This is a genomic window from Lysobacterales bacterium (assembly GCA_014946745.1).
Lineage (GTDB): Bacteria > Pseudomonadota > Gammaproteobacteria > Xanthomonadales > Xanthomonadaceae > Aquimonas.
Genome location: JADCRD010000001.1, coordinates 549,431 through 571,604, shown reverse-complemented (window position 1 = coordinate 571,604; position 22,174 = coordinate 549,431). Strand labels below are relative to the sequence as shown.

The window sequence follows — 22,174 nt, the reverse complement described above, 5'->3', positions numbered from 1 at the left end:
AGCGGTCGCTGGAGAGGGATTGAAAGCCTGCTGCGGGCTTGTCCCCTCTCCCCAACCCCTCTCCATCAAGGGAGAGGGGGTCTTTGGGGGAATCGTCCGCAAAGCGGCAACACAAGCCGAGGATTCAGTGTCGGCTATGTGCCAGGCAGCGCGTTGTGCAATCGCCAACCCTGCTGGACACCGACTCGCCGCGAGCCGGCTCTCTGCGCTCGACCGACGAACCACAGGCGAATCTGCGGGTCGGCGCAGCGGTGGGGACCGGGTCAGCCGCAGATCGACAACGCAAAGCCGGGGCGCGCCAAGACACTAGCGAGTCGTACGCTCTCCAGACGCGCCGCTGCACAACTGCTCGGAAGCGCCCCAGCTCAACACCATGGAACGCACATCGTCGATCGAGGCGGATACCACCTTCCCACCATACTCGCGCTCAAGCTCGGCGGCACGTTCAGACCCGCCGGTGGCGATGGACGCCAACGATGCGAAGGCAAGAATCTGCTCGCGGGCGATGGGATGCAGCTGCTCGAGCTGTTCGGAGCCCAGCAAGGCAGCGGCTTCGGACAAGGTCTCAGCCCAATCGCGACGTGCGGCCGCACTGAGCACGCGCAGCTGTGCCTGGACGGCCTCGGATTCAAGGCGAGAAGGATGGATCCAGAGCGTCTCGGTCCAGAGCCGAGCGCGCTGAACGGGCTCCACCGTGCTCATCGTCATCGCGGCAACGACGGCGAGTCGTTCGCTGGTTTCGGCGAGGTCCAGTTCCGGCACAGGCCCAACGGGTGACGCCAGGTAAGAGATTCGTAGAGCGAGGTTGGGCTCCTTGAACCAGAGATCACGAGCTTCCTCCGCTCCTGGTGACAACAGGTACGTCGCAAGCGACTGAGCGAGCAAGAAGTTCTCGACGACACTCGAGGCGCGCGCCGCCGACACCTTCCCGCTCAGCTGAGTTCGATCGAAGCACTCCAAAACCTCGAGCGCAGGCAAGCCCACCAACGCGTGGCGAGCGAACAAGGTCGCCTCAGCGCGCATGAATCGAGTCATGGGGCCGCGCAAGGACACGGTGGGGAAGAAGTCGGAGTGAGGCTCGGCTTCATGCAAACGCACGAAGCTCCTCAGCACCGCGGGCCCACCCAGCCGCCTGACCTGCAGATCAGCCTTGGAGGCGAGACCCACACGTGCCAGTTCGGCGGCCAAAGTTTCGTCCTGCCAAGGCAGATCGCTGTAGGTCACAGCCCCATCCCCCTTCTTGGCTAGGATCAGCAGATCTGCGGAGTTGGTCAGATAGATCGTCGAGTTGGGAAACACTTCGAGCAGTGCAGCCACCATGGTGGCGACCATGGCATTGTCGATTTCGTAGGTCTGGATCCATTGGATCAGCTGACCATCGTCCTTCAGGTGGCGATGCAGAAACCTGTAGAACTCCTCGGTGAACAGGCTGGCTACCCCGCTGACCCAGGGGTTGCTGGGCTCGGAGATGATCACGTCGTAGCTGCGATCGCCGGCCGCAAAGAAGGTGCGCGCATCGTCGAAGTACACGTGCGAGCGAGTATCGCTGTAGGCGCGTGCGACGCGAGGTCCGAAAAGCTTGGCGCCTTCCCACATCGCGCGCTCGATCTCGATGTTGTCGACGCGCTTCGGCACCTCGCTGCCGAGCATGGTGTGAGTTGTCAGGCCCGAGCCCCAGCCGATGATGGCAACATCCTCAGGGTTCGGATGGGTGGACAGCGGCAATGCCGCTGCCATCAGCATGGTGATCTCGTCCGAAGTCGGGCTGTTGCCCATGGGGGTCAGCGAGGCATCGGGCTTACCGTTGGTCGAGATCACCGAACTTCTCGCGGTATCGAACACTGAGATGGTCGCTGTCGACCCGTCCTTCAGGTAGTGCACCGTGGTTTCAGAATCGGAACGGGCGATGCCCGTACGAAACACGCCCGCAACCTGCTGCAGCGGATCGAATCGCCCTTGGGTCAGGCTGAAAGCCAAGAGCGCCGCCGCGCCCAGGCTAGCCGCAGCCACAGGAAGCGTCATCCTGCCAGGGCTGACCATGCGCAGCAGATACAGGCCGATCAGCGCATCGACTAGGGCTGCCAGGGTGACAGTCAGCCGGATTCCCATCAGCGGGATCAACACATGCACAGCGAACATCACGCCGACGATCGCGCCGACCGTATTCGCTGCGTACACCCGCCCGATCGCCGCTTCGCCCGCACCTTTGCGCAGCAGGGCCGTAGTGAACAGCGGCAAGGTCATGCCAGCGAAGAAGGCAGCAGGGAACATGATCAACATGGCGATCGCCGCCGTGCCCAGCGCATACAGCGAGTAGGCCTCGCCGGTGCGCGACAGCGCGCGCATCATCCAGCTGACCCAGTCGAAACTCGAGGACAGCAGCGGCACCGAGATCAGCGCTGCCACTCCCATCAGTACCTGCACATAGCCGGCGTACTGCACCACGTCCTTCACATGAGCAGAGCGGTTGCGGATCCAGAGCCCGCCAAAGGCCATACCGGCGATGAAGGTGGCCAGCATCAGTTCGAAACTGTGCAAGGTGGTGCCGAGAGCCTGATTCAGCAGCCGCACCCAACCGATCTCGTAGCAGAACGAGGCCGCACTGGATAGGAAGGTGGAGCCCAGCAGCACGCGATACAGCTGCTGCACCTCGGTGGCTTCGGCGCCGCCCGCCTGGACGCCCGCCGAGGGAGCGAGAATCGCCTGCTGCTCCTCGCGCATCGCTCGGCTGAGACCCCATGCAAGCAGGGCAACCAGCACATTCAGGGCGCCGGCGATCATCATCGCCCCCGGCATTCCCACCTTGGGAAGCAGCACAAAGGTCGCCGCCAGCACACCGACGGCCGCGCCAATGCTGTTGGTGAAGTAAAGCCCGCCCAGCACCTCGCCGTCACCGGCCATGCGCGAGCGCAGCAGGCCCGCGCTCATCAGGGGGAAGGTGGCGCCGAGCAGGATGGTCTGCGGCGCGATCAGCGCGGCCGCTGAACCCCACTGCCAAAGCCAAGCCAGTCCCAAGCCACCGGCCGTTGGCAGGACGGTGTTTTGCGAGAAGTCCGTGTAGGCAATGAAGAACGGGTGAAACAGAAGGCCCATCAGGCCGATCACGCCTTCGACGACCGCGTAACCGAAGACAAGGCGCTTGAGTCGCTCGCCGTAGCGGCTGACGAGCCAGGCGCCCAGCGCCATGCCGCCCATGAACATGGCTAGCACAAGGGTCTGCGCGTAGGCCGCATGGCCAAGGGTAAGCCCGAGGTAGTGCGACCAGATCGACTGGTAGATCAGCCCCGCGAAGCCGGACAGAACAAACAGGCCGAGAAGAGCAGGAATGAGCCAGCGCCGATCAGACATGTGCGTGTTTCCTTGGATAGGGGTGAAGCGTAGCAACAGGGGCGCCGCTAAGCCATGCGGCAAAGCCGGCTGTCTACGCGTCCTCGCCGGAGTGGATCTCGATAGACCGACAAACCCAAGCGCCCAAAGCAGTCGCGGCCTGCCGCGTGCGTCAAGAGTCGAGCGTCAGCCGATCTGAACCAGTCCGAGATACAGCGCCTGGATCGGCCCTCCCCAGAGCAGATAGACCCAACCGGCGAACGACAGGAAAGGGCCGAAGGGGATCGGCGTGCCGTGATCGCGCCCCTTGAACGCCAACCACAAGCTGCCAACCACAGCGCCCAAGGAAGCCGAGATCAGCACGATAGGAAGCAGACCCGCCACACCGCACCAGGCACCGAGTGCCGCGAGCAGCTTGAAGTCGCCGTAGCCCATGCCCTCCTTGCCGGTCACGAGCTTGAAGACCCAGAACACGCTCCAGAGTGCCAAGTAGCCAACCACTGCGCCAAGAATGGCCTGATCCATCGGCACAAACAGCCCCTGATCCGCGTCGCCCTGCGTGCTGGCCAGCAGTCCGAGCCACAGCAAAGGAAGCGTCAAGCTGTCCGGCAGAAGCGTGGTGCGCGCGTCGATGCCGCTCATGGCAATCAGCAAGCCCGTGAACACCAGACCGGCCAGCGCCTGCCAACCGAGACCGAACTGCCAGACCACCATGGCAAAGGCCACCCCGGTCAACAGCTCAACGGCCGGGTATTGAGCGCTGATGCGCGTGCCGCAGCCGGCACAGCGGCCACGCAGGGCGAGCCAGCTGAGCACCGGCACGTTGTGCCACGGCTTGAGCCGCATTCCGCAGGCCGGGCAGTGACTGGGTTCAAAGACGATGCCAGGGGGTTCGGGATCGATCGACTCTGCTGTCCGATCACCGCAGCCCGGGCGCTGATCGCACCCAAGCCGTGCGCGCTCCAGCCCCGAAACCGCATCGATGCGACTCGATGCGTTCACCTCGTCATCGGAACCGGCGGGCGAGAAGTCGACCGGCACAGACTCAGGGCGAACTCCCGTCGACTCGACTAGGCCCGGTTCGTGGCCGTCCGCGGGTTCATGCGAGACCGATTCTGTCGGCGAGCTCGTACCTTGGGCCGAAACGACGGACTCTGGACTCACGCCTGAGGTCGAAGGCGAAGCGCGGCTCGCGCAGTCGGCCAGATGCTCCGCGCACTCACGGCGCCACTCCCACTCCAAACGCGGTGGTAGGCGCAGGATCACTACATTGATGAAGCTGCCAACCAGCAAGCCGAAGAGGCCGGCGATGGTCGCAGCCAGCGCCGGCGACTCGAACAGAAGGGGGATCACGCGGCGACCGGCCTCAGATGGCGCCAGCGAGCTTGAAGATCGGCAGGTACATGCCAATCACCATGCCGCCGATGATGATGCCGATGAACACCATGATGAAGGGCTCGATCAGGCTGCTTAGGGTATCCACGGCGTTGTTCACTTCCTGCTCGTAGAACTCCGCCACCTTGAACAGCATGGTGTCGAGCGCGCCCGCCTCTTCGCCGATCGCGGTCATCTGCACCACCATGTGCGGAAACAGGTTGACCTGTCGCATGGACAGGTTGAGCTGGTAGCCCACCGCGACATCCTGGCGGATGCGGTTTACGGCATCGGTATAGACGATGTTGCCCGTGGCACCGGCCACAGTTTCCAGCGCCTCGACCAAGGGCACGCCCGAGCGGAAAGTGGTGGCCAAGGTGCGAGCAAAGCGAGCGATCGCCGAGTTGTGCATGATCTGGCCGATCACAGGCACCTTGAGCAGGACGCGATCAAGGAAGCGGGCGAAGTTGACCGACCGCTTTTTCGCTTGAACCAACCCCACGATCGCGCCGACGACGATCGCAAGAATCATCCACCAGTAGTCCTGCATGAACCGGGAGGCGCTCACAATCATCTGGGTGAACGCGGGCAACTCAGCGCCGAAGCCCTTGAACACCTGCTCGAACTGCGGCACCACGAAGATCAGCAGAATGGCCGACACCAGCATGGCCACAACGATCACTACGGCTGGGTAGAACAAAGCCTTCTTGACCTTGGCTTTCAGCGCTTCGGTGTTTTCTTTGTACGTCGCGATGGTGTCCAGGACCGTATCGAGCACACCTGCGCCCTCGCCGGCGCGCACGAGATTCTGATACAGCTCGTCGAACTGCACCGGGTGCTTCTGCAGCGCCTCGTGCAGAGTGCTGCCGCTTTCGATGGTCGACTTGATGTCTTCCAGCATCGTTTTCATGCGCGGATTCTTCTGGCCGCCGGCGATGATCTCGAAGGCCTGCACCAAGGGCACGCCTGACTTCATCATGGTGGCGATCTGACGGCTGAAGATCGCAATGTCCTTGGCCGTGATCGTCGAACCCGCCGCACCAAAAAGCGGCTTGGCCTTCGGCTTGACGGCGCTGGGCGTGATGCCCTGTCGACGAAGCTCTGCCTTGAGCAGGTTGGCGTTCTTGGCGAGCTGCTCGCCCTTCATCACGGTGCCGCGCTTGTCCTTTCCGGTCCAAACAAAGGGCTGCAGCTCACTGCCCTGGCGCTTGGGCAGGGGTTTGGCGGGGCGCGCGGCGGTTTTGGTGGCGACGGCCATGGCTTAGTCCTTGGTGACGCGGTTGATTTCGGCAAGGCTGGTGACGCCGTTGCGCGCTTTGAGGAGGGCCGATTTGCGCAGGTCGTTGATGCCCGAGCGGTCGGCGGCAGCGGCGATCTGCATGGCGTTGCCGCCCTGCAGGATGATCGCCTGGATCTCTTCTGTCAGCGGCATCACCTGGTAGATGCCGGTGCGGCCCTTGTAGCCCTCGTTGCACTCGTCGCATCCGACGGCTTCATAGAGATTCATGCCGCTGGCAATATCGGCTTCGGTGAAGCCCTCAGCAAGCAGCGCAGGCTTGGGCAGCTCAATTCGGCGCTTGCAGTCGTGGAGACGGCGCGCCAGGCGCTGCGCGATCACCAGGGTCACCGAGCTGATGATGTTGTAGGGCGCGATGCCCATGTTCATCAGGCGGCTGACGGTCTGCGGAGCGTCGTTGGTATGCAGAGTGCTGAGCACCATGTGGCCGGTCTGCGCAGCCTTGACGGCGATCTCGGCCGTTTCAAGGTCGCGGATCTCGCCAACCATGATCACGTCCGGGTCCTGACGCAGAAAACTGCGCAGTGCAGCAGCGAAGGTCATGCCGCGCTTGTTGTTCTGCTGCACCTGATTGATGCCCGGCACGCGGATCTCGACCGGATCCTCGACCGTGCTGATGTTGCGGCCCTCGGTGTTGAGGATATTGAGCGCAGTGTACAGGGACACCGTCTTGCCAGACCCCGTCGGGCCGGTGACAAGCACCATGCCGTAGGGTTTCTCGATGGCATCCAGAAACAGCTGCTTCTGGTTGTCTTCGTAGCCGAGCTTATCGATGCCAAGCTTGGCGGCCGAGCCGTCGAGGATACGCAGCACAATCTTCTCGCCGAACAGAGTCGGGCACGTGCTGACGCGGAAGTCCATCGACTTGGTTTTGGACAAATTGAGCTTGATGCGGCCGTCCTGCGGCACGCGGCGCTCCGCGATGTCGAGCGCGGACATGACCTTTAGGCGGGAAGAGATGCGCGGGCTGAGCTTGATCGGCGGCTTGGCGACGCTCTTCAGAATGCCGTCCATTCGGAAGCGCACGCGGTACTCGGTTTCGTAGGGTTCGAAGTGGATGTCCGAGGCGCCGCGCTTGATGGCATCCACCAGCATCTTGTTGACGAAGCGCACCACCGGAGTGTCGTCACCCTTGGCGTCAACGCCGCCCGCGGCATCCCCCTCTTCGCCCGCATCGCCAAGTTCTAGATTCTCGAGGCCCTCATCGTCTTCGAGCCCGCCGACGGATGCATCGGCCGCGCTCAAGGCGACGTCGATCGCCTTTTCCAGCTGGTCTTGGGCGACAAGGATGGGCTCGACGACGAGGTTCGCGGCGAACTTGATTTCGTCCAGGCCACGGGTGTTGGTCGGATCCGCGATGCCAACGAACAGCCGGTTACCGCGCTTGAACAACGGCAGCGCTTTGTGAGCGGTTATCAACTTCTCGTCGATCAGCTTGACCGGCATCTGGGTAGCATCCATCGCCACGACGTCGATCATGGGCATACCGAACTCGATGGCCTGTGCCTGGGCGATCTGGCTGCCCGATACGAGACCGCGACCCAAGAGCCACTGGGTGATCGGGGCCTTGTCCTTGGCGGTCTCATCCAGCGCTCGACGTGCCTCTGCCTCCCCCAAGTGGCCATCCTGCACCAGACGGCGGGCGATACCGGTGATGCCCACCAGGTTGACGGCGGCTGGACCGTTCATGGGTGTTGCTCCGCGCTTTACCAGTCTGAACAGGACTTTACCGCATGCGGCTGCAGTAAAGCATTAGGCGAAACCCGAGCATAGCTGCTCGCTTCGCGGACGCCGTCACAGTTTATGACAATCCCCAGCGCACAAACGAAAGGGCCCGAAGGCCCTTTCGCGTCCACCTAGGCAGAAACAGTTACTCGCGGCACTCTGCCGGGGCGAAGCGGGCCTCGACATCGCCCACAGCGTCGGCAGCACCCGGCATGATCGTCGCGGTCGGCGCGGCGACCGAACCCACGGCGCGACACTTCCAAGACACCGTGCCGTCCTTCGACACGTAGGGGACCACAGTGATCGTCTTGGTGTCGATCTGCTTGTTCGCGCGCTGGGGAGCGGTGGTGCTGTAGGTCACAGTGATCACGCCGTTGGTCACCTCCAGCGACTTCACGTAGTTGCCGGCCGTGTCGGTCGCGTTGGCCGTCATGCCCGCCTTCGTGCGATCAGCCGGAGCGACACCGCGCTGGGAGTAAAACTCGGAGACCTGGGCCTTTGCGGAGGCTGCCATCGTCAGGCCTTCAGACACCTGGCCGCGGATGGTGTAGTCCTGGTACGCAGGGATTGCGATCGCGGCCAGGATGCCGATGATCGCGATCACGATCATCAGCTCAATCAGAGTGAAGCCCTTGTGGATTTTCTGCATGGTATGTCTCCCGGGAGAAAGTGTTTAGACGGTGAATACGCAGGCTGTCGAGATGGCTTGCACCCGATTCCCTGACCCATTTGGCCAATCTCACCGCTTGCGTGTAGGAAGCCTAGCAGCTTGCGTGCCAACTACAGCGCAGCGGGTCACGGAGTGGCCTGATCACGTGTCCTACCACCCTTTGCAGCCTGTCGTTCCGAGCAGTTTGGTTACTCGGCGGACAATCGCGTGCGCCCGCTCACAGAGCCTAGAGTCGGGCGCTTCCACGCCAACGGGATCGCGGTCGGAGACTGCCGCATCGCGTCACATGCGGTTACAAACCCGAACCAAAGTGGTATCACTGACCTCAAGCGGAGCTTGAGCCAGGTCGGCAAGCTGCTGAGACAAGTGGAGCTATCCGAAACAACTCTGCCGAGGGCGCTGCGGAGGGATGTCGGCGCGTTGTTCAGAGATTCCCTTGAAGCTGGCTTCCCGCGGACAGTCAAGGCGTTCAACAATTCTCACCGCACAAACGAAAGGGCCCGAAGGCCCTTTCGCGTCCACCTAGAGAGAAACAGTTACTCGCGGCACTCTGCGGGAGCGAAGCGGGCCTCGACATCGCCCACAGCGTTGGCAGCACCCGGCATGATCGTCGCGGTCGGCGCGGCGGTCGAACCCACGGCGCGACACTTCCAAGACACCGTGCCGTCCTTCGACACGTAGGGGACCACAGTGATCGTCTTGGTGTCGATCTGCTTGTTCGCGCGCTGGGGAGCAGTGGTGCTGTAGGTCACGGTGATCACGCCGTTGGCCACGTCCAGCGACTTCACGTAGTTGCCGGCCGTGTCGGTCGCGTTGGCCGTCATGCCCGCCTTCGTGCGATCAGCCGGAGCGACACCGCGCTGGGAGTAAAACTCGGAGACCTGGGCCTTTGCGGAGGCTGCCATCGTCAGGCCTTCAGACACCTGGCCGCGGATGGTGTAGTCCTGGTACGCAGGGATTGCGATCGCGGCCAGGATGCCGATGATCGCGATCACGATCATCAGTTCAATCAAGGTGAAGCCCTTGTGGATCTTTTGCATGGTGTGTCTCCCGGGAAATCATTCTGAGTCATGTGTACGCAGGCTGTAGAGGTGGCTTCCGCCCGACTCCCTGGCCCTTTCAGCCAGCCTCACTGCATGCGCGCCACAAGCCTAGCAGCTTGCGTGCCAACTTCAGCAGAGAGCATCACGAAGTGATTTATGCGGGTGTTCTGCGGCCCTTTGCAGCCAATCCTGGAGAACCACCCGGTACGCAGAAGGCACACGCGTGCGGCCGCTCACAGAGCCTAGAACCCGGCACCTCCGCTCCGTCGGAATTGAGGGCGAAGACTGCCGCTTCGCGTCACTTGCCGTTACAAAACTAAACAAGAGAACCCTTGCCGGACGACAGACCGCTGCCAAGCTCGCAGCGAAGAAGTGACATCTCTTGCACTTCCATAGATAACTTCCGAAGCGCGCACGGAAGCTGAGCCGACAACGACTGGCCGCGGAGCCGCCGGAAATCTGTCGCCTGGCGGCACTGCCCGCTTGCCTCCGGCGCGCGTTCCAGGACCCTTGGCTGCCGACAGCCGCGCCACTTCGCAGTCGACGCGCTTCTGCCATCTCCGATCAGCGTAAGTCCCTGCCGTGGGGGAACCCGTCGGACGAGTCGCTGACCCAAGAGCAACGCCCAGCAGATCAAGTTTGCCGCGCGCCACGAAAGGCGCCTTTGAAGTTCGAACTCGTGGGTTTGAATCAGCGAGAACACTTCCGAGGAGGTCAGGCTCGCAGCCACCGATCGAGTTCACGACAGCCTTGAACGGCGTAGCCTCAGGGAGGCGCCCTGTGGCGCTGGCCCCGTGGGGTGGATGAGCGACCCGACGCAATGAGCCCTCGATCTGTGGAGAGCCCCCCTCGCCACCTTACTGGAGCTGCGGATCTGGTCGACTGTCGATCGGCTGCCCCGTGGCGGCATCAAGCCGCACGAACCCAGCTCCGCGGTTGGAGACGATATCGACCTCCAAAGGCTCCAGCCCGTCACCCAGCCTGCGCCCTTTGCGTTCAAACAGGCGCGCCGCCTCCTCAGCGTAGGGCACGAAATACTCAGGGCGGCGGCTGATGTCCTGCCCTGCCAGCGCCTCCATCAGCAAGGCTTCGCGCTCCTTGGGATCCTCAGGAAGCCGAGCCCCAGCCAGACGCGGGCCGTCCTTGGGCAGCTCGAGGAAATCCGGCAGTTTTGACTTGGCCAGCTCCTTAGGCAGCACTTCGTTGGCGAAGACCACGTCAATCTGGCCCGCCGCCGCCACCAGCCAAACAGGACGCGTGGTCCACGCCGAGTGCACGCCATAGACGAGGAAACCCAACTGCACCAAGGCGATGCAGATAAGGTCGAAGCGCAGCCCCGGCTTGCCGTGCCTGTAGACGATGAGCGTCAAAACCGGCCCCGCGACCACGTCGACAGCAATAAGAGTCAAGAACAAGCGCATAGGAAAGGCGAACGCCAGCAGATCGGGGGGGTACCAGAGCAGGAGCACGAGACCCATGAAAGTTCCGACCACCAGGGCGCTGACGGCGAAGTGGATGGCAAAGGCTCGGTAGCGCGACACGGCATTCTCCTGCTCGACACGAAGCACGGTGAGATTCGACTGCGGCGGTGGCGGGGGGGGGGGGGGGGGGGGGGGCGACCCAGTGATCACCCCGCGACTGCCAGCGACGGAGTCTAGCTGCAGACAGACCCAGAGCGGCGCAGGAAATGTGTGCTGCTCGATGAACCCAAGGGTCGAGCCGGGGCCTGTGAGCGTTCTTCCCGCTCGCAGACGACGCCGGAGGAACTCCGTCAACTCAAGCTTGGAGTTGGTTCAGAGCTTCCCTGGGGCGCAAAATCTCGGCAAATCGACGGCCGCTACCCAAGGTCGCCATTGCGCCGCCCGTGTCAACAGGGCTGACAAAACTCCTCCCGCTTCCCGGGCTTCTCTCTATTCCTGCTGACCCGCTTCTTGGCTTGACCGTCCCCGCCTGTGTTCACGTGTGGCTGCGGCTCTTGGCCGCACCAGTCACATTTTGGATCTAGGCTCCTTCGGGAGCCCCAGGCATCGCTGCCCCAAACACTCATCGGTTCTGCCCTGGCGTCCATGTGGCCGGTTTGGCTGCACAGGTAACGTGGTTCGCGCGGTGCGCGTCCAACCCTTCGTTGGCTCGCCGGGCAGGCGGCCCCTGCCTTTGAATCGGGTCGACGACGCCTGGATCATTCAGATCTGGTGGTTGCAAACCAACCCCATGTTCCGACCTCAGGCGCCGCCGGTGTGCTTAGCCGAACGCCCGCTTCACATCGAAGTGGCCTCCGTCTTTGATCAGGTGGTAGCCGGCGCGTGCCAGCTTGTGGGCCACGGATTTGATCGCCACCGGGCGCGGCTTCTTGCTCGCCTTGCGATCGAACCAGCGGCGATCTCGGGGCTGAAGCGGATCGCGAAGTTCGCGGCTTCGATCCACGCCCAGCTCAGGTAGCGGTTGCCGCACTTGGCGTTGCCGCTGCCCTTCTTCTTGCCGTTGGAGAGCCGCGTGCTCTCGACCATGCGGCAGTACGAGGCGTAGTCGCCGACGCTTTCGAAGCGTGAGATCTCGCCCGTTCCAGGAGGATGGTGCTACCGAGCACAACACCGATACCCGGCACGCTGCGCAGCGCTTGCAGTTCGGGCGTGCAACGGATCGACTCCAGCACCCAGCGTTCCATCTGGTCGACCTGGCTGTGCAAACACTGCAACAGCTTGAGTTCTGACAGCACCGCCAGGCGCTCATGAACGTCCATGAACGTGCTCTCGATCGCCTCGCCGGTCAGCTGCCGCAGGTCGTTGGTGCGGATGCCGTGGCCCATACGCCGCGACCACGCACTCTGCAGCGAATTGGTCAGCGTCACGCTCTGGCGAACCAGCAGAAAGCGTCGTCGCAGCAGATCGCGCACGCCGCGTCGCTCACGCGGTAGATGTAGCCCTCGGGCAGCAGGTTCAGGCGCAGCAGATGGCAAGATGCCGCGCATCCGTGTGGTCATTGCCATGCTTCAGGCCTGCGTACTGCGGAATCGCGGCCGTGTTCACCAGACGAACATCAACGCCGGCATCCATCAGGCCATCGACCAGCCAGTACCAGTTGTAGGTCGACTCCACCGCCAGCGCCTTCAGCGCATTGAGGAAGGGCCCAAGCGCCTGCAGCACGTGCTCCAAGCTGTTCGGCAAACTCGCTGAACACACTTCGTCCTGCTCGTCGATGAGCGGCGCAGGAAATGTGTGCTGCTCGATGAACCCAAGGGTCGAGCCGGGGCCTGTGAGCGTTCTTCCCGCTCGCAGACGACGCCGGAGGAACTCCGTTCAACTCAAGCTTGGAGTTGGTCAGAGCTTCCCTGGGGCGCAAAATCTCGGCAAATCGACGGCCGCTACCCAAGGTCGGATCTGTCGGAGCTCCACGCGCTCCAAGGAGGGGGCGCTCGCGGCTCGATCACGCGTGCGCCTGTCCCACCTGACCAGTTCCGGCCAAGTGCCGGATTCGCGACGTCTCATCAAGTCCGCGGGGAAGTTGATCAGACCTGCCCTAGGAGACGCAGCGGCTCGCAGAAGCAGGGCCGTCGGCCATCAGCCCAGCGACCCGCAGCAAAACCTAGATCACCAACACTCTTCCGCGGTGCCTGTTGACTGTGTCCGCCGGTTGGCGTGATCAAGGGTCAAAGTGCCGCAGCGATCCTGAGCTTGCGGACCCTGAGGTACGGCGGTGAGAGTAAAGGCTCTAGGAGCAACCTCGATCCGAAGGTTGTAGTAAACCGTCCCCCCGGTGCGTGGCGAAACGTTGAGCCCCGCCGGAATGGCGAAGGTCTGGTAGGTCGTGTTGGTCGTATACCAACGCTCAGCGAGCTGAGCTAGCTCCATCATGTCCGCCTTGACCTGCGCCCGCCGGGACTTGCGGATCTGCTCCTGGTAGCTCGGATAGCCCAGAGCGACAAGAATCGAAATGACCAACAGAACGATGACCAGCTCGATCAGTGTGAAGCCGCGCTGACGCATACGCATCTCGTACCCCCTGATGATTCTTGTGTAAACCGGCACGCCGGGAATGAAAGGCGGCCGGTGAGACGACTACAAGAGCGCGGGTCGAACGCGACATCGAGAGCACCGAGCGCATCCAATCCGAGAGCTTAAGCGCAACCCGGGCCGCAATACGCGGCCCGGGTCGCATCCTCGATCGCCTACCGCAGCTGCCGCCACGACTGCCGTCCGCAGGGTCTAGCAAATACAAGAGGCTGCTGGCCAGGGATCGGCACTATAAAGTTTCCGCACACGTTGGCCGATCCGCCAACAATGCTGGGCGGAAGACAGGTGGGGTCGTTGGGCGCACAGGTGCAAGTAGGATCGGTGGCAGGATCGCACTGGTTGCAGCCAGGGTCGATGCCAGGTCGACACTGTCCGTTTCCAGGCGGCGAGATAATCACCGGGGGAGGAGCACTGGGCGGGCCAGGCGGCAAGTTCACGCCTCCGCAGTTGGCGCCACAGTCGGGAGCCGTACCCCCGGGCGGCACAACGATTCCAGCACGGCCGGAGGTGGCATTCAGCACCATAAGGACGTTCTCACCACCGGGGCTGCACTGGTCACCAGTCGGGCGGAACGTGGGGAAGAACACCTTACCCAGACGGACCTGCGGCCGACTGATGAAGCGTTCGCCCAATGCGGGTTGCCCTTGCACCCTCAGATCCATGAACCAACCCTTCTTGGTTGCCCAGGAAACAGGGTTGTTGGTAGTGCTCCGGAAGCCGGTAGCAGGGTTCTCGCTCGTGATCCGCTGCTCCACAAGATCCGCGCGCCCTGAAACCACCTGGTTGTCGTCCCAGATCGAGTAGAAGCTCTGAATCTGCGGATTGGATGGCACGACGTTGTCGCCACGCAGGAAGTACTGGCCGGTCCCGAAGAAGACTAGGCGACCGCGCTCAGGATGGGCGATTACGTCAAGGCCACCCGTGATCGACTGACGGTTACCGTTGGCATCCCTCGCAGAGAACAACGGCTGACCGCCAACACCAACGGACCACTCGGACGGCTCACCACTGAGATCGAATCTCCACACGTTGCCGTGCAGATCACCTGCATAGGCAAGATCGGAGCCGATTGATCCAGCCGTGGCACCCAGCACAACTGGCTGCGCGAGACCATTCGGATCAGTCGCGCTGCCGCCACCAACAACAAACTTCCGAAGCACCTCGCCAGTACGAAGGTCAAGCACAAACAAGGCCGCGCGATGGTTGCTGCTGTTATAGCCGTTTCCGAAGATTGCCACCCAGCGGCCGCTGGTGAGTCTCACTGGCTGGGCTTGGCCGATGGTGGCGCCCAGATCTGAATCGTTGAGCCCGGTAAACTCCCAGAGAATGTTGTTGGCACCGAACGACTCAGGATTGGTGACATCCAGAGCAAACACCGACCGCCCACCAGCACCGGTCGTTCCGAGCAGGACGGTGCGCCACTGACCGTCGAGCAGGGCGTCCCCGATGCGGGGTGATCCATCCACGAAATAGCGGTGGAAGTAGTCGGGGTCTGGCAGCCGCTTGAGATTCGCATGCACGGCGTACGGAACGTAAGCAAACATCTCAGCGCCGCCGCCGAGGGCACGCATGCGCCCATCGAACGCATGCAGCATGCCATCGTTGGCACCTACGAACACCACCGGCGTGCGCGTCTGTTTCGCTGCAAGGAAGTCTCGGTAGAGCTCGCCAGGCGAGCCCGGCAGGATGCTCCAACCGTAGTCCTCGCGCCCCATCACAGCCGGCTGCGAGCCGAGGATGTCGCCCACTACGCGCGACCGGTTGCGCATGACGCCACCGTCTCGAATTTCAAGGGGGTTACCCCCTTCGAAACGATTTCCGCGCAGGTAGCTGATGATGTTCTGCACGGAACCGTATCGAGCGACATCGGCGGCTGTAATGCCCAGATCGCTCTGTGCTTGCGCTGCGTTGGCGAAACCTCCGGCGCCCAGACTAAAGCTGATCTTCTGCAGCGTGAGTGGAGCGGTGGACTGCACACGCTGGGTGAAAATGCGCCGAGTCGCAGGTCCCTGTTCGACAATGCGTTGGCTCGCCCGCCACTCCGGTTCGGAAGCGATGACCCCAGACGGACTGATGCGGTAGGCAGAGAGATCACCCGTCCAATCGCGCGTGTCAAACTCAGGAATATAAGCCATCGAGCCCGCATCAATGCGCGTTCCGTTCGATGCAATGCCGCCCGCGAATTGAGAGAGTTGAAGAATCTGGTTGAACAAGGCCGAGAGCTGCGTTTCAAGCGTAGCCGCATTGGTGACCAGGAAGTAGTTGCCAGGATTGGCGCCAGGTGCCAGCTCAGTATTGGCATCCGCACCGAACTTCGCTGCGTACCACAGCGGATTCTGCAGCACGGTTGCCGCAGGAGTAGCAGTCGACGTGAAGGTACGGGTAGAAGAAAGCGGCAGCCCCCAGGCGCACTGCGCAGGGCGTCCCGTCGTGAGCGCGCACTGGCCCGGAGTGACGGCAGCCTGAATCGGGCCCGTCGCGCCATTGGGGCGGGCGGTGCCCCAATTTGGGGTGCTCAGGAAGTACACCGTGCCGCGACGACCAGTGCCGGTGTTTGCGGCGGCGTCATAGGCCGGTCCATTGCCCGAGCACGTAGTCACCCCAGCCCCCATCGTCAGATCTGCAGGCGTAGCCGGTGTGGCAGTGTCGCAGTCGCGAACCTCGATATACACGCCGTCCGCGTTGGAGCCTGAGATCGCGTAACCCGCAGCTTGCTCAATGCCACCCGCTGCGTACTCGGAGACCAGCTGCACCTGCAGCCTCCCAAGGGTGTCAACTTGCAGGGTGTAGGACACGATCATGTCCATGTCGTGGTCGGCGCCCTGCTCGACGTCCTCGTAGTTGACCCGGAACTTGGCGTATGGGCGGCCGCCGTTCAGAGTCAGATCCATGTTGCTGGCATCCGTGTTGGCCCAGCGCTCGATGTAGAAGTCGACGATCTGGTTGGTCGGCTGGAACTGTCCTTGACCGGCGTTGATGGTGCCGCCGAAGGTACCCGAAGTCGACTTGGAGAAAGGAACCAGCGTGATCCGCCCATTACCCACTGGAAACTCAATTTTGGGCAAAGGCGAAGCGAGCGCAACGGCGTATGTCTGCGGATTCTGGGTGCCTCGCAGATCCGGTCGCAGATCGGAGCGCTGCCCGAAACGCGCCGCCGAGGCGGCATAGTAGGACCCTTGACGAGTGGGCTCCTCGGGCGAGAGGCCTCGGACATTGCCAAGACCACTTACGAGCTTCGGAGAAGGCGTACTGTCAGACACCGCACCCGAAGTTCCGATGAAGTGCATGGAAGAGCCGCCGTGCTCCGCCGCCCAGATCGCGTTGGCCTCGCTTGTCGCATTGAAGCCAGCCAAATCACCCGAGAAGGTCGCGAACGCGCTCCCGGGCACGGAGTCCGAATCGAATGAAGGCGAGGTATCGCTGATGACCAAATTGGCCGGGCGCGAGCACCAGGGCTGGCCGCCATCACGCGCGTAAGGGTCGTTCCAAGCAGGCGCCGGAAGGCTCAACGTGCTGGCTGGATTGCGCACGGTCACAGTTTCGATTCCGCCTGTGATGTTCGCAACGTACGCAGGCGTCGGAGCCGCTTTGCCACCGAAGTAGCGCAAGGACTCGTACATCATTTCGCCGATGGGGTTGGCCCAGTCGGGAAAGTTGGCGGGAGTCATCGGCTGATTGGAAACCCAACCGCCCTGGTAGGAGAACGCGTCGTTGCGGAAATCGACGATACGCATCGCGTCAATGGTACGAACGATGCCCTGAAAGTTCGAAAACTGCCCAGTATTCGGGATGACTTCAGACGAGAATCGACCCATGTTGCGGCGGAGGACTCCGCCCTGCGTATTGTTGATGTAGCTGCCCGTGAGCAGGCCGAACAGCATCTGATTGTCTTCGCCATAGCGCTGAAGCAGCCCGATAGGTTTACCTGTGCCATTCGGGTAGACCCTACAGTTGGGCTCGAGCAGGCCTGCAACGCAGACGCTGACTCTCACGTTGTAATCCGTACGAACGGAACCGTCAGCAGTGCAGTTGACCCGAGTCGTGCCTTGAACGCATTGATCTCCTGCAACCGGCTGCTCGATCGAGAGCCATTCCCAGACGCGCCTCTGAGTCCCAGTCAGAACTCGCAGGAGCGGGTTACCTGGGGCGCCGCGCAAGCTGGTGTTGGCGAATAAATGGTAGCGTCCCGCAGCCGGCAAACCCAACGGAGCATACTCACGGATGTCAAAACCGTCGCGTGCGATGCTTTGGTATTCCTTGCCCCAGCTGTGTGCGTCCTGCGGGATATAGCTACGTTCGAGCACCGTCGCTGTTGCGCTATCGGTGGAGCGACGACCACCGTAAAGCACCTTGCGCAAAGCATCCATGCGCGAAGTAGTCAGGTAATTGAGAAAATCACCGCTCCAGCGACCGCTGCACCTCTTGTTAGCCGTCACCGCGGCGGGCACGAACTGCCCACCCGAATAGTCGTAGCACTTGAACGAGTCAAAGTAGCCGTAGTAATCGATGCGCTGCGGCTTGTAGCCGATGTCCGGCTGTCCGTCTCCGGTCAGGTCGGTCGCGTCATTGTACGCCTCATAGTACAGCTTGTGATCGCGTCCCATGACGATCATATTCATGGGCGGCACAGGACCCGTCAGATAAAGCGGGTCTTGAGCGATATCCAAAGGGCCGGGCACTGCGAAAGCCGGTGCACTTAGCGCGGCTGCGAAAGTCAGCAGTGCCGTCGCCGCCGCGTTTTGAAGAAGTGTCTTCATTGCGTTTTCCTCGTTGCCTGGCGCGCCGTCACGGCACAAAGATGCTCTGCAGGACCGATGCCGTAGTGGGATCGGCTGGCCTGTCAAAGGACGCCACTGAAACTTGCAAAACCTGATCCACGACAGGCGTGTTACCGCCAGTGCCGCTGGTCAAACTGCAGAATCCTGCAGGCCCGCAGATGTCGGCGAAGCGCTCTCGTTCTGCCGCAGGGTCGCGGCGAGCCCAGTACTCAACACTCGCGGGATCAGTGGGGGTGTCAGAGTCGAAACCACTTGGCACGATGGCAACCGAAGCGAGTGCAGAAGCCAACGCCGTCCGCTCGGCTGCGCGGAGTCGGGCTTCGGCGTTCTGGAAGGCCAACTGCTGCACCCGGTAGTTTCCTGCCATTCGCTCCTGCAGGATGGTTCCGCCGATGCTGGCAAGCCCCAGCAAGGTCAACAGAATCAGCAAGACCAAGCTGATATACAGCACAGCGCCGCGCTGGCGACCTCTGGATCGCAATTCGATAGTCATGGCTTAGATCGTCCTCAGCCGGTTTCTTAGTGAAACAGTCGTCTCGTAGGCGCGCCGCAAACGAGGAATGGGCTCTTGAGCAGCGAGCGGAGCCTGCAAGCTAAGCCCCATCAGCCTGAAAGGCTGAGCGGCCCGCTGCGTATTGGAGACGCCAGGGTTTCTAACGAGGATTCCGACCTTAACCGATGAGACCTGCAACCACTTCGCAGCATCCGCACCAGGAAGCGCGTCAACGGTATTGGCGGTGACGTAGTCCCGAGTAAGGTCGCGCAACTGTGGGTCGAAACCGTAGAGGACCTGCAGATTCTCCACTCCTTCTACGATCTCTTCTCCAACCCAACCGCCAGAGTTGGCGAGCCGAGCACGGAACAGGGCGGGCTCGCCGCTGACGCCGCGTCCGGTGTAGAACACCACGGATTCCGCAGCAAAAAACTCGCGAAAGCCGTCGAGCGATTCCATCGCACCGAATCCGACCACGTTCGCACCATTCGCGCCCAACACCGAAACCACGCCCGGGAGCCCGGCTGCGGTGGACAGCTGGAAGACACGCGCACGCTGGCAATCAGCAGCACCGTAGAAACGGCGCGCCTCGACAGGGAAAGGGGCAAAGCTGACATTGAATGTGAATTGACCAGTCACCGGATCCGGCGTTGTGAACGTGGTCCGCGCTGGTCCGTAGGAACGCACCGCTTCAGCGCTGAAATACCTGAGCACGACGACGTCGCTCCCAGCCAGTGGATTGAGCGCGAGAATCGGCGCTGGCAATGCCGGCACCCAGTCTGCAGCAGCTCCGACCGCGGGGTTGGCGGCGATATTGACGAGCTGACCGGGCTGGGTGTTGCGCGCCTCGTAGCCTTGGATCGAAAGATCGAATCGCAGCGGAAGCGGCGCGTTAGTAAAGGTTTGCCCGGCGGCGGCATCAAAGAAAGTGGAGAAGAGCGTGGGGACGACTCCAGGCGCAAAGTGAGTCCGGTCGTTGACGCAGCCCAAATGGCCGACCATGCGAAGATCACGCCGCAGAAAATCCATGGCAAACCGCGAAGACTCCTGAATCCGGCTATTTGCCTCATTCGTGCGAAATGCGGCTGAACTGCCCGAGAATATCTGCATGATCCCCAACAACAAGAAGGATCCGATGGCGAGTGCCACCATGATCTCGATGAGTGAGAGACCGCGAGTTTTCAGGTTATTGGACATCATGGCACGCATCAGAGCTGACTCCTGATCTGGACGACCGTGGCCTGGTTTGCAGCATCTTCCTCCCAACGGGCGTCCGCCCAAGCGATCGTTACGTCGATCACACCCCCTGCAATCTGCACGTTGCCACTTGCCCCCGGAAGGCTGCAGCGAACGTTGTTGACCCACGCATTTCGCTCAGGAATGGCCATTGAATTACCGGCGGGCACGCCGAACGGGGGAAGCAACGCAGCATTACAAGCGCCGGTGGCAAAAGCTCCGGCATACCGGTTTGCCTCTCCACGATTCGCACGCACCATGTCGATCAACTCACTAGCCGCATTGACCGCTTGGGCACGCTGATCCGCGCTCGCACCTCTCGACAGAGCGGTCGCCTGAAGCGCTGCGAGACCCAGCAAGCCGATGGACATGACAAGCACCGCCACCATGATCTCGATAAGCGAGAAGCCGCGCTGTCGATTACGCAAGGCTGTGGTCTTCATGGACACGCTCCGGCTTCCGTTCTGGTGACGCGACCGCCCGATCCAATATCGATCCGTCGCTGCTGAAGCTTGCCTGCAACGCAGGCATGAGGCTGGATCTGAAAGCTGACGTCAGCCGCCGCCATCCGCAGGCCGCGGCGGTCAAAGCCGAAGCGGTCCACGCTACCGGCAAGCTCAACGCGCTCTGTCAAAACCGAACGAACCGTGATGATCTCCGCGTTCTGAACAGCATTGTCGAAGTTCGCGTCGTTCCAGACGATCCAGCCGCCCGAGAAATCACCTGTACAGGTGGCCTGATCAGACGAGCCGCACATCAGCACGGTCTGGCCACGCTTCAGCGCCTCACTGCGGGTCAGATTGATCGCCGCCAAAAGCTCGTTGACTTCCGAGGAAACGCGCGACTGTCGAATAACGTCGTTGAAAGCTGGCAGTGCCAAGGCTGTACCGATCCCGAGAATCACCAGCACGATCATCAGTTCAATCAATGTCACGCCGGATGGTGGCCGCTTGGTGAACGGTGTCATGGAACGCTCCGGTTTGCTCCGATGCCAACAGTATCGCGGGCTTGCAGCAAGTTCCGCACGTGCCAGACAGCCGGTAGACCGACACCGACCAGCGTTTCCGGGGCTTGGTCGGGGCTGCGCGCGAAGCCGCGAGGCGGAATGCCAAGCCTCTGCGTCCGGCTAGGTACGCCTTGGATTCGAGCCAGTTGCCAAAACCGCTCGACCAGCCGCGAGGAGATGCGATCGTGCCGCGGGGTTCGCCTGACGCGTGATGTGCACGCGCGAGGCGGACCTCATGCCGGTGGCGGCAGCAGGGCCTTGAGGCTCGCCTCCGAGAGTTCACCGCTGCGCCGATGCAGCAGATGGCCTTCGGCGTCGAGAATCAGGGTCGTGGGGTAGCCGCGGATGTCGAGCTGTTCAGGCACCCTGCCCTGCGGATCGCGAAGGATCGGCGACAGCGGCACGGCGAGCGTACGGGTGAAGAGGGCGATCTCGTCCAAGCTCTCGCCGATGTTGAGATACACGAAGTCCACATCCGGCCGCTGCGCCTGCACACGGGTGAATGCGGGCATCTCGCGGCGGCAAGGCGCACACCAGCTCGCCCACAGGTTGACAACTTGCGGACGCCCTATCCGGGCAGGCAAGCGCACCGGGGTCCCCGCCATGTCCAGCACTTCGAGGCTGGGCAGCGGCGCAAGACGGCCATCGATGGTGAGCACCGATTGGCCGCCGAGCAAGATCACGGCAGCGGCAGCGGCGGGAATCCAGAGTTGGCGGCGACGCACTGCCTGTGCGCTCGATCGGGCTTCAATGGGAACCGCGGAAGACGGATCGGTCGATGAAGCCGCGTCCGATGCCGTTCGGAAGACAAACACCGTGACCGCACCCAGCCCGGCCATCAATCCGATGCCCGGCGCGTAGCCGCCGTCGCGGAAGGCCAGCACGGCCCAAGGACTTTCGGCGTAGGCCTGCCAATGCTGGGCGATCCACCCAAGGCGCGCGCAGAGCAGTCCGGTCGCCAGCGCGAGGAACAGCCGCATCTCGGCGCCAGCGCGCGAGGACGGCTCGGTGTCGCGCAAAAGAGCCAACGTCCCCAGCGCCACCGCTGTGGCGACGACGAGAAGCAAGGCCTGGGTTGGCAGCAGCAAGGGGCCTAGGGTGATCGCATCGGGCATTGAGGGATTCGAATCAGGGAGTCTGTTGGTCAAGCCAAGCGGAATCTGATCGCTGCTACTCGCGTTGCCCGAATCGCGGTCTGGCGCACCTTGCCACGCG

The 22,174-nt window shown here is 62.4% G+C and carries 16 protein-coding genes; all 16 read right to left on the bottom strand.

Annotated features, from left to right (window positions below):
- Positions 1–306 precede the first annotated feature (306 nt).
- Entirely contained in the window at positions 307–3,348 is a 3,042-nt protein-coding gene (locus tag H4O13_02360; GenBank protein ID MBE5314224.1) for a fused MFS/spermidine synthase, read from the bottom strand.
- Positions 3,349–3,513: 165 nt separating this feature from the next.
- The gene (locus tag H4O13_02355; protein MBE5314223.1) at positions 3,514–4,677 is read right to left on the bottom strand and encodes a prepilin peptidase; all 1,164 of its coding nucleotides are present in this window, start codon (positions 4,675–4,677) and stop codon (positions 3,514–3,516) included.
- A gap of 16 nt (positions 4,678–4,693) precedes the next feature.
- Positions 4,694–5,959 carry a type II secretion system F family protein gene (locus H4O13_02350; protein MBE5314222.1) on the bottom strand — a complete coding sequence of 422 codons (1,266 nt, stop codon included), beginning with the start codon at positions 5,957–5,959 and terminating at the stop codon, positions 4,694–4,696.
- 3 nt (positions 5,960–5,962) lie between these two features.
- Positions 5,963–7,687 carry a type IV-A pilus assembly ATPase PilB gene (pilB, locus tag H4O13_02345; protein ID MBE5314221.1) on the bottom strand — a complete coding sequence of 575 codons (1,725 nt, stop codon included), beginning with the start codon at positions 7,685–7,687 and terminating at the stop codon, positions 5,963–5,965.
- A 181-nt stretch (positions 7,688–7,868) separates the two neighbouring features.
- Positions 7,869–8,372, bottom strand: coding sequence for a pilin (locus H4O13_02340; protein ID MBE5314220.1), 504 nt, complete (start codon positions 8,370–8,372; stop codon positions 7,869–7,871).
- A 557-nt stretch (positions 8,373–8,929) separates the two neighbouring features.
- Positions 8,930–9,433, bottom strand: coding sequence for a pilin (locus H4O13_02335; protein MBE5314219.1), 504 nt, complete (start codon positions 9,431–9,433; stop codon positions 8,930–8,932).
- 860 nt (positions 9,434–10,293) lie between these two features.
- On the bottom strand, positions 10,294–11,004 hold the full coding sequence (locus H4O13_02330; protein ID MBE5314218.1) for a hypothetical protein: 711 nt from the start codon (positions 11,002–11,004) through the stop codon (positions 10,294–10,296).
- Between the two features lie 717 nt (positions 11,005–11,721).
- The gene (locus tag H4O13_02325) at positions 11,722–11,988 is read right to left on the bottom strand and encodes a transposase (GenBank protein MBE5314217.1); all 267 of its coding nucleotides are present in this window, start codon (positions 11,986–11,988) and stop codon (positions 11,722–11,724) included.
- 384 nt (positions 11,989–12,372) lie between these two features.
- On the bottom strand, positions 12,373–12,579 hold the full coding sequence (locus H4O13_02320) for a hypothetical protein (GenBank protein MBE5314216.1): 207 nt from the start codon (positions 12,577–12,579) through the stop codon (positions 12,373–12,375).
- A gap of 444 nt (positions 12,580–13,023) precedes the next feature.
- Entirely contained in the window at positions 13,024–13,419 is a 396-nt protein-coding gene (locus H4O13_02315; protein MBE5314215.1) for a type IV pilin protein, read from the bottom strand.
- 182 nt (positions 13,420–13,601) lie between these two features.
- Positions 13,602–18,203, bottom strand: coding sequence for a fimbrial protein (locus tag H4O13_02310; GenBank protein ID MBE5314214.1), 4,602 nt, complete (start codon positions 18,201–18,203; stop codon positions 13,602–13,604).
- Positions 18,204–18,231: 28 nt separating this feature from the next.
- On the bottom strand, positions 18,232–18,717 hold the full coding sequence (locus H4O13_02305; GenBank protein ID MBE5314213.1) for a hypothetical protein: 486 nt from the start codon (positions 18,715–18,717) through the stop codon (positions 18,232–18,234).
- Positions 18,718–18,720: 3 nt separating this feature from the next.
- On the bottom strand, positions 18,721–19,926 hold the full coding sequence (locus H4O13_02300; protein MBE5314212.1) for a PilW family protein: 1,206 nt from the start codon (positions 19,924–19,926) through the stop codon (positions 18,721–18,723).
- Positions 19,926–20,396: a type IV pilus modification protein PilV gene (pilV, locus tag H4O13_02295; GenBank protein MBE5314211.1), complete on the bottom strand. Its 471-nt coding sequence runs from the start codon at positions 20,394–20,396 to the stop codon at positions 19,926–19,928. The genes H4O13_02300 and pilV overlap by 1 nt, the downstream gene beginning before the upstream one ends.
- Entirely contained in the window at positions 20,393–20,920 is a 528-nt protein-coding gene (locus H4O13_02290; protein ID MBE5314210.1) for a GspH/FimT family pseudopilin, read from the bottom strand. The genes pilV and H4O13_02290 overlap by 4 nt, the downstream gene beginning before the upstream one ends.
- A gap of 272 nt (positions 20,921–21,192) precedes the next feature.
- Positions 21,193–22,074 (bottom strand): TlpA family protein disulfide reductase, encoded by an 882-nt coding sequence (locus H4O13_02285; GenBank protein MBE5314209.1) that lies wholly within the window; start codon positions 22,072–22,074, stop codon positions 21,193–21,195.
- Positions 22,075–22,174 lie beyond the last annotated feature (100 nt).

Coding starts and splice junctions, on each gene's coding strand:
- H4O13_02350 (MBE5314222.1), bottom strand. CDS start 5,959: ATGGCCGTCGCCACCAAAACCGCCGCGCGCCCCGCCAAACCCCTGCCC.
- H4O13_02360 (MBE5314224.1), bottom strand. CDS start 3,348: ATGTCTGATCGGCGCTGGCTCATTCCTGCTCTTCTCGGCCTGTTTGTT.
- H4O13_02310 (MBE5314214.1), bottom strand. CDS start 18,203: ATGAAGACACTTCTTCAAAACGCGGCGGCGACGGCACTGCTGACTTTC.
- H4O13_02315 (MBE5314215.1), bottom strand. CDS start 13,419: ATGCGTCAGCGCGGCTTCACACTGATCGAGCTGGTCATCGTTCTGTTG.
- pilV (MBE5314211.1), bottom strand. CDS start 20,396: ATGAAGACCACAGCCTTGCGTAATCGACAGCGCGGCTTCTCGCTTATC.
- H4O13_02285 (MBE5314209.1), bottom strand. CDS start 22,074: ATGCCCGATGCGATCACCCTAGGCCCCTTGCTGCTGCCAACCCAGGCC.
- H4O13_02290 (MBE5314210.1), bottom strand. CDS start 20,920: ATGACACCGTTCACCAAGCGGCCACCATCCGGCGTGACATTGATTGAA.
- H4O13_02305 (MBE5314213.1), bottom strand. CDS start 18,717: ATGACTATCGAATTGCGATCCAGAGGTCGCCAGCGCGGCGCTGTGCTG.
- pilB (MBE5314221.1), bottom strand. CDS start 7,687: ATGAACGGTCCAGCCGCCGTCAACCTGGTGGGCATCACCGGTATCGCC.
- H4O13_02300 (MBE5314212.1), bottom strand. CDS start 19,926: ATGCGTGCCATGATGTCCAATAACCTGAAAACTCGCGGTCTCTCACTC.
- H4O13_02340 (MBE5314220.1), bottom strand. CDS start 8,372: ATGCAGAAAATCCACAAGGGCTTCACTCTGATTGAGCTGATGATCGTG.
- H4O13_02335 (MBE5314219.1), bottom strand. CDS start 9,433: ATGCAAAAGATCCACAAGGGCTTCACCTTGATTGAACTGATGATCGTG.